The following is a 582-nucleotide window of genomic DNA, read 5'->3' on the forward strand; positions in this document are numbered from 1 at the left end:
TTCTTGATCAAACTCCTTTCCATTGAACTTATACGGCATCTCCTCGCTACTGCTGTGTTCGTCAACGAGCAACTCGCCATACGGCAGGTAGGCATCGAACTGGGTGATGTTGGCCTTGGCGTCGGTGATATAAGAGGTGCTGCCGAGGTGGTCACTATGATAGAAGAAGATTTCCTCAATGTTGGTTGTGTCCGAGGGGGCATAGCCATAACCCGGTTGGGCATTGTCAGGGTCTTCGGGTTTCTGCCATTGAATGGGTGGACCAGGGACATCTCCCTTGTCGTTGAATTTTGGACGTTGCACCCAACCTTCGGGTACAGAGTGGTCGCCCAGCTCACCGATGATGGTGTTGTAGCCATAACCCGTGTTGTCGGGATCGGCCGTCGCACCCTTCATCGTGGGCACACCCGGTGGCGTGCCTAGCTTGTGGTAGTAGTCCTCGCGTTGTTTCTCTATCTGCAGCATGCGGGCAGCATAGTCTTTCTGGCCTGCCGTAACGTTGTTGCTGCTGACACCGTAGACATTGCTGAACTTGCCTGTTCCCAGTTTGGAGGCAATGCGCTTGTCGCCGACGAAGTAATG

At 54.0% G+C, this 582-nt stretch carries 1 pseudogene; it reads right to left on the reverse strand.

Annotation, left to right across the window (positions count from 1 at the left end):
• Positions 1 to 582: pseudogene (locus BN93_RS15585) on the reverse strand (RHS repeat-associated core domain-containing protein); the annotation flags it as partial.

It is taken from the genome of Prevotella conceptionensis 9403948 (assembly GCF_000312305.1).
Lineage (GTDB): Bacteria > Bacteroidota > Bacteroidia > Bacteroidales > Bacteroidaceae > Prevotella > Prevotella conceptionensis.